Annotated in this window: 11 protein-coding genes; 1 reads left to right on the top strand and 10 read right to left on the bottom strand. The window is 64.7% G+C overall.

The features are described from left to right. A partial coding sequence (locus GPA_RS19420; protein WP_041239641.1) for a DNA methyltransferase family protein occupies window positions 1–1,196 on the bottom strand: 1,196 nt, incomplete at its 3' end. A gap of 77 nt (window positions 1,197–1,273) precedes the next feature. After that, the gene (locus tag GPA_RS13215) at window positions 1,274–1,534 is read right to left on the bottom strand and encodes a TnpV protein (RefSeq protein WP_015540181.1); all 261 of its coding nucleotides are present in this window, start codon (window positions 1,532–1,534) and stop codon (window positions 1,274–1,276) included. A gap of 599 nt (window positions 1,535–2,133) precedes the next feature. Here GPA_RS13215 and GPA_RS13210 point away from each other — a divergent pair. Continuing rightward, a complete protein-coding gene (locus GPA_RS13210) occupies window positions 2,134–3,267 on the top strand; it encodes a hypothetical protein (protein ID WP_015760236.1) in 1,134 nt (377 codons plus the stop codon). 109 nt (window positions 3,268–3,376) lie between these two features. Here the strand turns inward: GPA_RS13210 and GPA_RS13205 are convergent, their stop codons facing one another. From GPA_RS13205 to GPA_RS13170, 8 genes are all read right to left on the bottom strand, one after another. Continuing rightward, window positions 3,377–3,946, bottom strand: a complete 570-nt coding sequence (locus GPA_RS13205) for a hypothetical protein (RefSeq protein WP_015540179.1) — start codon at window positions 3,944–3,946, stop codon at window positions 3,377–3,379. 15 nt (window positions 3,947–3,961) lie between these two features. Next, window positions 3,962–5,086, bottom strand: coding sequence for a hypothetical protein (locus GPA_RS13200; protein ID WP_156791057.1), 1,125 nt, complete (start codon window positions 5,084–5,086; stop codon window positions 3,962–3,964). A gap of 15 nt (window positions 5,087–5,101) precedes the next feature. Next, a complete protein-coding gene (locus GPA_RS13195) occupies window positions 5,102–6,121 on the bottom strand; it encodes a hypothetical protein (protein ID WP_156791056.1) in 1,020 nt (339 codons plus the stop codon). Between the two features lie 237 nt (window positions 6,122–6,358). Next, the gene (mihF, locus tag GPA_RS13190) at window positions 6,359–6,688 is read right to left on the bottom strand and encodes an integration host factor, actinobacterial type (protein ID WP_015540176.1); all 330 of its coding nucleotides are present in this window, start codon (window positions 6,686–6,688) and stop codon (window positions 6,359–6,361) included. Between the two features lie 43 nt (window positions 6,689–6,731). Continuing rightward, window positions 6,732–7,025, bottom strand: coding sequence for a hypothetical protein (locus GPA_RS19415; protein ID WP_015760239.1), 294 nt, complete (start codon window positions 7,023–7,025; stop codon window positions 6,732–6,734). 849 nt (window positions 7,026–7,874) lie between these two features. Continuing rightward, on the bottom strand, window positions 7,875–8,129 hold the full coding sequence (locus GPA_RS19410; protein ID WP_015540174.1) for a helix-turn-helix domain-containing protein: 255 nt from the start codon (window positions 8,127–8,129) through the stop codon (window positions 7,875–7,877). Window positions 8,130–8,300: 171 nt separating this feature from the next. Further along, complete coding sequence (locus GPA_RS13175) at window positions 8,301–8,681, bottom strand: DUF192 domain-containing protein (protein ID WP_015540173.1); 381 nt, start codon at window positions 8,679–8,681, stop codon at window positions 8,301–8,303. 24 nt (window positions 8,682–8,705) lie between these two features. Continuing rightward, a partial coding sequence (locus GPA_RS13170; RefSeq protein WP_041239639.1) for a type II secretion system F family protein occupies window positions 8,706–9,170 on the bottom strand: 465 nt, incomplete at its 5' end.

The following is a 9,170-nucleotide window of genomic DNA, read 5'->3' as shown; positions in this document are numbered from 1 at the left end:
GCCGGTCTGCCGCCGCCGGGCGTGAAGGGCTCCACGGCGTCTTCCGTGCCGTACCAGATCGTGCCGTCCGCGGCGACGGAGAACTCGAACTTCGTGGGCGCGGTCGGGACCGCCGAGACCCCGGCGGCCTCCTCGGCTGCGGCCATCTCGACGACGCCGGCGCGGTCGACGCTGTCGCGCAGCAGGTCGGAGACGCGGTCGCCGAGGGCGGTGGCCCCGCCCTTGAAGCTGACGCCGAGCGTCGGGCCCATGGGACCGCTGACGACCGACATGTCGCCGACGGCGCGGCCGGGATGCTCGTTGAAGTATCGGTTGATGTTGACGGTGTCCTCGAAAGGCGAGGTCTCGACCCACTCGGGAAGCTCGTCGTCGGACAGGGCGATGGGCTCGGGGCGGCGGCGGAGCAGCAGGATGTCGCTCAGCGCCTCGGTTCCCGCCTGGCGCCTGAACGTCTCGGCCGGCAGGCGCACCGCGCCCAGGAGCTCGGCCTTCTCGGCCATGGCGCGGCGGGTCGCGGTCGAGTTCTTGTCGAGCGTGTATCGGCTGGTGAGCACCGCGACGATGCCGCCGGGGCGCACCGCCTCGACGCTCTTCCTGATGAAGTAGTCGTGGATCGGCATGCCGTCGATCTTGATGTCGCCGCTGTAGGGCACGTTGCCGATCGCGGCGTCGAAGGATGCGGGGGAGACCCGGCACTCCTCGAGGCCGGCGGCGGTGATGTGCGCCTCGGGGCAGAGCGCCTGCGCGATGCGCGCCGAGATCGGGTCGAGCTCGACGCCGTGGAAGTCCAGGGCGAGGTCGGCCGGCGCCAGGCGCATGAAGTTGCCGGTGCCGCAGCCCGGCTCGAGGATGGCGGCGGGCTTGTCGACCCGGCCGATGCCGGCCTCGCGCAGCGCGTCGTAGATGGCGCCGATGACGGGCGCCGGCGTGTAGAAGGCGGTGAGGACGGTATGACGCTGGGACGCGAACTCGTCTTCGCTCAGCAGCTCCCTGAGCCTGTCGCGGATCTCGCCCCACTCGCCCTCGGCCTTCTCGGAGAAGGCCTTCTGCGCGCCGCCCCAGCCCGAATAGGCCTCCATGGCGGCGATCTCGGCGGCGGTGGCGCTGCCTCGCTCCTCGGCGGCGGCAAGCGCCTCCAGGGCGGCCAGGTTCTTCCTGGCGCGGGCGATGGGGCTGCCGGCGCACTGCGAGTCCACGCCGGCGACCGCGTCGATGGTCGCCGCGTCGTCGGCAGGCTCGTCGATAGGCGTCGGGGTCTCGGCCTCGGCGGCCCCTACATGGCCTCGATGATCTCCTTGATCGCGATCTCGGTCGCCATCGCCTCGGCGGAGTTCGCCTTCTTGATGAAGCTCGGAAGGTCGCTCGAGCGAAGTTCCGGCGTCGCCCCGCACGACTTCATGCAGCCCGGCGTGAGCTCGCTGATCCGGTTGCGGTACGCCGTCTCGATCTGCTCGAGATACGATTCCGTCTTCCCGGATGCCTTCAGCTCGGCTACCTTCTCCGGCAGGTTGTCCAGCATGAACTGGTACCTCATGCCGCGTACTCCCGTATACGGTTGCTTCAGGACGGCCATCTTCGTCTCCCTTCCGAGATGCGTCGGCGGGCGGCTCGCCCGCGATTTGGTTTACATAAGACCGCGACTCGGCGGCTTTGTCAACGGCATTCTCCGTGTTTTCAGTGACGGCGAACAGGAAGTCGTCGGTCATGGCGAAAAGGGAGAGCTGTCCTTCTGCCTGAAGCGTCTTGCGGGAGCGGCGCGCCATCGGTGCCTCGCCTTCATGGTCTGGTTTGCGTTATCTCGGATACCGTATCCCCATGGGACGCCAGCGCCAACGCGCCTTCCCGAACGGGAAGCGACGGCCCGGGGGAGCCTCGACCGAGGCATGGCGTCAGATGTCGTTTCCTCTATCCCGGGTATTCAGATATTGACGGTTGACGTTGGGAAGAATTAACCACGGACCTGAAATTAACTTTATGCCGTGGGTACGATTGCGATTATGGGCAGCAGTTATCTAGGTTGGTGTTGTTTGGCAAATGATCAGAAGCGTATTCATCGCAAGGAACCGAAACACTGGCTTCCATTCGCTGTTCGAGGTAATCGGGTCCGACAATCCGGTACCGGCGACAGCGCCTATGGACTTCGATCTGGCCGAGCACTTGCTTCGGTGGGGCACGCTCGACGAGCTCGTCGCGGCAATCTCGGAATCGGGCCCGCTCATCGATCGCAGCATCTATAAAGAGGAGAATAGGCGGTTGTCTATCAACGAGGCCATCGAGGTCGTGGAGGAGTCCGTCGGCGGCGAGCGTGGTTTCACGCGTTGCGACGAAGACTTCCTCTATCTCCAACTGTGCCTTGAGGGGGTGTCTGCGACGGGCAGCGCCTCGTCTCTTTATCCGTCTCGGGCCTCCGTCTCGCGCGATATCGAAAGGCACGGCCTTATCGAATCCGATGGCCTTGCCGAGCTGAGAAGGTGGCGGGAGGCCGATCCCGGATGCACTGTCGTGGTCGAGCCTCTGGAGGATATCGTACTGTGCCGAAACCTCGGGTCGTTGGTACTGAGGCTGACGGCGAACATCAGGTCCGGATGCGGCGACGTACTCGAGAGAAGCGGTTTCAGGCACTTCGACAAAATACACCGATCCCGCATCGCCGGGGAGCTCGAGGACTCCTATTACGTCTTGCCGTTTAAGCATAACTCGTCTTTCGACAGAACTCTCAACTACTCGTCGAAGTGGTTCGAGAACGTCTTCGGCTATATGGTCATCAACCCGTTGGAGACGCGGATTCTCGACCTGAGTCCGAAGAAGGACAAGGTTCTTTTCGGATCAGTCCCCAACGCGGTTCTGATAACCGCGCAGATAAAGACCGGCGAGGGCGCGCCGTTCTTCGACGTCTGCTGGAAGCCGGAAATCGAGAAGACCCAGCTGTATCTCAGCATCGATGATGGAGGCAATCAAAGAGACGAAGCGGTCGCTTTCGTGGAATCTACCGTCGAGATGCTGCGCGGGCTGACTACGAAAGACGGCGAACCCCTCGGATGGTCCGTAAGCGAGCCATCGATTTTCGATAACGAGCCTTTGCCCAGGTATCTATTCCACTCCGCGGCTGCATCGATGTTCGGCTCGATTATCTACCGTTACGGATATGTCCCCGCGACGTGTAAGAATTGCGGGAACGGCATTTTGGTTAAAACCAGGGGGAAGAGACGCGAGTTCTGTTCCCCGTCGTGCAGGACGCAGTATTCGAACCGAAAGGCGGGACTCTAGGGGAATCCGCCTTTCGCTCTGGCGATGCGCTCTCCGCCCTAGTGGCGCCGGCCCGGGCCTCCCCGGTCGGTTTCTTTACTGCATGCAGGAACATTCGGACCTCCGGAAATCAGTGACGCGCGAGATGCGTGGCGGCATCTTCCATCTGGACACGGCTGCGCCGTGCGGCAGCCGCCGCCCTATGCGCTAGGTCGACCGGACTTTCCGCCGGAGCTTCCGGGTGCTGCTCCGCGCCTGCTTTCCCATTGGGGGTATTCGCGCCCACATCGCCCTTCTTTTCCATATCCAAGGCCTCCTTCTCACTGAGTCCGCTGAGGACCGTGCAGGTGCCGCCGAACCTCGCGAAGCCCCAGCGGACGTCGGCGAGGGCTTCCGATGGAGTATGGTCGTCATCCGCGAACGTCTCGAATCTCTTGAAGATCTTGCCGGCCAGGTCGCGCGGGGTCTCGAAGACGAGATCGGACATGTAATCGACTCCGTCGAGCCACTTCCCCTCACGTAAGAGATCGTCCTTTCCGACCTCGAACAGGAACGTGAGCCGGGTCGAATCGGGTTCCTCCAGATCGAACTGCGACGTCGCCGCCATGGTCTCGAGCCTTTGCGAGAAGACTGCGACGTCGTCTTCCCCGATGAGCGCGGCGGCTCGGTCCGCCGGCATCTGCCTTACATTGAAAGCCATCACACATACCTCTTTCTATCTGTGAACCTTGATGTCTGCGCTTCCGGTCTCACCGGCATGCGCCGCTGCCTTGGCGGCTGCTGCCATGGACGCTGGGCTCACGCCCTTCGAGGCAGTCGGCGCTACGGCCTCAACGGCCGCGCCGATCTTCGCCTCGATCTCGTCGCAGCGCACGGAAACCCTCTCGCACTGTTCCTTGACGTACCCGAGGGCCGCCGGGACGGGGACGTCGAGCTCTCGCATGGCGGTCTCCGCCTCGGCGGAAAGCAGCGCGAGGTCGAAGTCGCGGGCGAGCCGTGCGTCCGGCATGTCGTGGCGGATGGAGACGATGGAGCCACCGAACGAGATGGGGGAGGACTGGAAGCCGTGCCAGCCGCGGCGCCTCGAGCTGAACGTGAGGACGGTTCCGGCCTGCGGTCTAGCGGTCGCGAGGAAACCGTCGGCGAGCGTGCAGGAGATCTCGATGTCGCGCCCGTGGACCGTGACGGTGCCGAGCTCGCGGGACCTGTCGCTTCCGAGCGTGCGGACGACGTTGAAATCATCGACCATCAACCGGTCGAACAGCTCAACGTCGACCGATGAGGCGCGAAGCTCCTCCATGCCGTCCAGGAACGCCAGGATGCCCTCGTGCGCCTGGGCGCCCATGCCCTCGATGAGGGGGCGGGAGCGGTCGAGCTTGGCGATATCTACGAGCGTGAGGTCCTGCATGAGGCGGCGCGCGTCCACCTCGCTGATCGAGGTCTTGAAGTTCTCGCCGATCCACTGCGATGCGGCGAACGGGTGTCCCGCGAAATCGATCATCGAGGCGCCGGCACCGCCGATCTCGATGCAGTTGCGGCGCACCGATTCCGCCACGGACTTCGCCGCGGCATCGATCGCGTGCGCATCCCGGCCGTTGGCGTAGCCCTCGGCGGCGCGGTCGAGCGCGAGCAGGCGGGCGCCGGCGAAGATCTCGGCGGTGGGGTAGATCGCCGCATCGGCGACGCCCTCGCCCAGGCCCTCCAACGTGCCGTCGTTGCAGATGAGCGCACCCGAGACGCGGTCGATGGCGGCCTCGCTGCAATCGAAGCCGCCGTGCTCTGATTGGAAGGCGAGGCAGATGCCCTCACCGTCCGTCATGGTTGCGTGTTTTCTGGTCATGCTTACTCCGGGGATCTAGTGCTTGGGTCCGCGCGCCTGCGCGGGCTCCTCTTCGGCGGGCTTGGCCTCCGGGACCGTCTTGGCGATTTCCCGGGCGACGGCCCACATATCGATGCCCTCCGTGGCGCGCATGCGGAAGTCCTCGTCGAAGTACTCGGCGTCTGCGCGTGCATGCTCAAGTGCGGCTTCGGCGAGCATGGTGCCGATTGCCGCGAAGGGGTTCTCGTAGATGCCGGACTCGTCGACGTAGCCGTATTCGATCATCTCGTCGATGCCTTCCAGGAGCTTCCCCTTGGCCTCGGCGAAGGCGGCCTCCATGGGATTGATGGCATCCGGCAGCTCGGGCATGTCCTCGAATTTCCTGTCCGCGAGCAGGCGTCCGATCGCGCGCTGGTTCTGCTCGGTGGCGACGGCGAGCGCCCCGAGGAGCACCGGCATGTCCCGGTCCTTGAGCTTTTCGTAGAACGCGAGCTTGTCGAGCGCGATAGAGCTGTCCTCGGCGCGGCGGCACGCCTCCAGCGCCTCGCGGTACGGGTCGAGGTCTGCCAGCTCCTCGCGCACGCGGTCGCGGACCACCCCCAGGGCGAGCTCGGATGCCTTGCAGATGGGGGAGGTGATCAAGAAGAAGCCCGTTTCGTCGGAGAGCTGGAAGGACAGCGACTTGCGCCCGTCCCTGTATTCCTGGATCCCGGCGGTCCATCGACCGCCGGACATGTTGGCGACAAGCGTGGCCATGCGTTTGACTGACTGGGTGAGCTGATCGTCCAGCTCATTACACTCGTCCAGGTAAAGGGACCCGGAAAGCCAGAGCTCGGCCGCCTCGCGATTCGAGAAGGTTTCGCACGTCCAGGTGTCCGGGTCGAAGTCGTACGCCTCCCAGGTGGCGACGCCGAGTTCGTTGCCGCAGCGTCGGACGAGGTTGCGGCCGGTCTCGACTTCCATTCCGGGCTCGACGGCACGCGTGAAGTCCTCGCCGTAGAGCGAGGCCATGCGCTCCGCTTCTTCTTTGTCGCTGACGTCGTAGTTCCACAACATGGCGGTCGGTCCTTTCATCGGGCGCCGTCCGGCGGCGCGGGTATATTCGCCATCGATGCTATCCGCGCTGGACCCCGACCGCCCCCGCGCCCGTCCATGTTTCCCGAACGGGAAGCACTCACCCGCACCCCAGACGCCCTGGAACGCGAAAGGGAAGAGCCGCCGCCCAATGGGCGACGGCTCCGGGGCCTCGCATATGGTTCCTCATTGCCCGTTGGGGCAACGCAGCGTGCGCATCTACCCGAAAAGCTCGATGAGCTTTTCGGCCTGGCGCTGCCCGATGCCCGCGACGCGGCGGGACTCCGCGATGCCGATTGCGGTCATGGCGCTTTGCGTCTTCGCCGAGCCGATACCCGGCAGGGCCATGAGCAGACGCTTCGCCTTGATGCGCCCGACGACGGGATTATCCTTGCCCTCGGCCAGGGCGGTCGCGATGGTCACTTCGCCCGATTTGACGCGGGCAAGGTACTCGGCGCGCGCGGCGCGCATCTCGGCGGCGCGCTTCAGTGCGGCGGCCCGCTGTTCGGGGCTGAAGTTGTTCCCGAAGGCGGCCTTCTTCTCGGTCATGGTCGTTTCCTTTCAGTCCTGCGGAATCGTGGTCGCGACCCGCCTAGAGCCATTCGACTACGGTATCGCCGGAATGGACCGAGGCGAAATCGACGCACAGGGTCCGGCGGCGTCCCGGCTGCGTGTGCCTGCCGTCGTTCACGGTGAAGATAGCGAAGCTGTCGAACACTTGCGCGAGCGTGCAGCGCACCTTCGCGAGGTTCGCCGCGGTGCCGCGTTTCGAGCCCATGTGCCCCGAGATGGTCGCCCGATGGCCCACCTTGCCCAAAAACTGTTCGCGGTATTCGGCGATCGTGAGCCGCCCGTCCCTCGCGGGATCGCACTCCCAACCGAACAACTATACCGCCGCCATGCAGAGCATATGGGCGCCGTGTTCGCCGGCAGGGTCGATGATCGACTTCATAGATGCTCACGCCTTCCAGAGATCTTTCAGATTCGGCAGGAAGTATACCCCGCAACTGCCTAAAAGATGCGCTCAGACCGCAAAACCTTACGTCCTCGACCGGATATGGAGAAATGGGGGCCGCCAGATGGAACGCCGCGCCACAAGGTAGAATCGATAGCAAGCGGAACCCGTTCCTTATGCTGTCACACCTTGGGAACGCGGGCAACGCAGGTGCGCGCCCCGGGGCCGGGCGAAAACGGCCCCTCTCCCTTCCCTCAAAACATATCTCCGATTGCAAGCGGCGCCCTGCCGAAACCGACAGGGCGTTTGCCCCGTTCATCCGCAGGAGACCCAAGGGCGATATGTACCCGGACGCCATGCCCACGGGCTACCGTCAATCGTCCCAACGCAGCAGGTAGACGCCCATATTAGATTGGCTGGAATTGAAGGGCGACGCACCCCGCGAGCAGGCGGGCGGCGGGGTTGTCGCAGAAAAAGGCCGGGAGTGCAGCCCGGCCTTTAAACCTGAAATCCGCATCGCCCGCGTAACTGGCTAGCAACCTGCGCAGGGTCCGCTTCGTTCACCTGTGATTCTACCCGGTGGACCGGAGTTGATACGCAGATGCCCGGGGTGGAGCCCGGGCATCTAACCAAAGCTGAAAACTAGGCCGCCCGCGCTCCTTGTCGCTCACACGGGGACGCATCGTCTTCTACGGCCATCTTACCCAACTCCGGCAAGGTATAGACGCGCCCTCAGATTCTATATTTGAGCATATCGACCTCGGCCGTCCGCCGATCTCCCTAGCGCTTCGCAAGTGCGGCGATAAGCTCGGCGCGCTGCGCTTCCGTGAGACTGTCCGCATTGCGGGCTACGTGGTGCACGGCGTCATCCAGCTCCTGATCACAGGAGGTTCCGATGATGTCCGACGGTTCGACCCCGAGGGCGCGCGACATCGCGGCGATCGTGGCAGGCCACGGCAGCCGCTCGCCGTTGACGTACCTGCTCACCGAGGCCGGTGTGAGGCCTGCCGCCTCGGCAAGCTCCTTTTGACTCATACCCCGTTCCGCCGAAGCCGGCCGCGAGGCGTTTCCCACATCCGGCGGCCCTACGGGACGGATGGGGTCCCTCCATGCCGCCACCCATGGAAAACGCGAAGGCAAACCGGGCGCGATACCCAAAAGCCGCCTGCCTACACAGGCAGACGGCGGCATTGCGGCCGAAATCGCCTATTTCCTCTTCTTCGGCCGCGCGATCTCGGCCGGCCTGTCCGCGGGGTCGAACGACCCGGCGCGGAACTCCACGCAGCCGGTGGCGCCGCGCGGCGCGGCGAAGAACCGCCAGGGCTTGAGCGCGACATCGAGCGATACCGCATCGAGCTCGCCGGGCTCGCCCTCGCGCACCCAGACGACGTCGATGGGCACCCGCATCATGCAGGTGTGGATCGACCGGCAGCCAGGGAAGTACAGGCCGCAGGCCTCGGGTACCTCGCGCTTGAGCATGAGCCCGCAGAAGCGCTCGATAAAGCCCTTGCAGGTATGGGTGAGGATCGGGACCCTCTTGCCCGAGACCGTGACGGCCACGGCCTCGTCGAGATATCTGTCGTTCATATCGGATGGCTCCTTGGTTGGGGATTAGAAGAACTCGCCGAGCTGTAGGACCATCGGTGCGAGCATGAGCATGATGATCGAGGGCAGCATGAGCAGAAGCATGGGGAAGAGCATCTTGGTGGACAGCTTGTTGGTCATGTCGTCGACCCTCAGGCGGCGCTCGGTGCGCACGGACTGGGCCTGCATGCGGATGATGTCGACCAGAGAAGATCCCGCGCGCTCGGCCTGCACGAGCGACGCCGTGAAGAAGGTGATCGAGTTCACCTGGGCGCGCTCGGCCAGTCCCAGCAGGGCCTCCGAACGGCTCGAGTAAGCCGCCTCCTTGGCGACGCGGGCGAAGGCCTCGGCGATCGCCCCGTCCATGCGGGTGCCGACCGATGCCAGCGCGCCCTCGAACGACGATCCAGCAGAGATGCAGATGGCCATGAGGTCCAGTGCGTCAGGCAGCTGGCGGTCGAGCTCGTCGCGCCATTCGGCGCGGCGGGCGAG

Source organism: Gordonibacter pamelaeae 7-10-1-b, assembly GCF_000210055.1.
GTDB lineage: Bacteria > Actinomycetota > Coriobacteriia > Coriobacteriales > Eggerthellaceae > Gordonibacter > Gordonibacter pamelaeae.
Note: the sequence above shows the minus strand (reverse complement) of the source record. Positions and strands in the feature narration are given on the sequence as shown.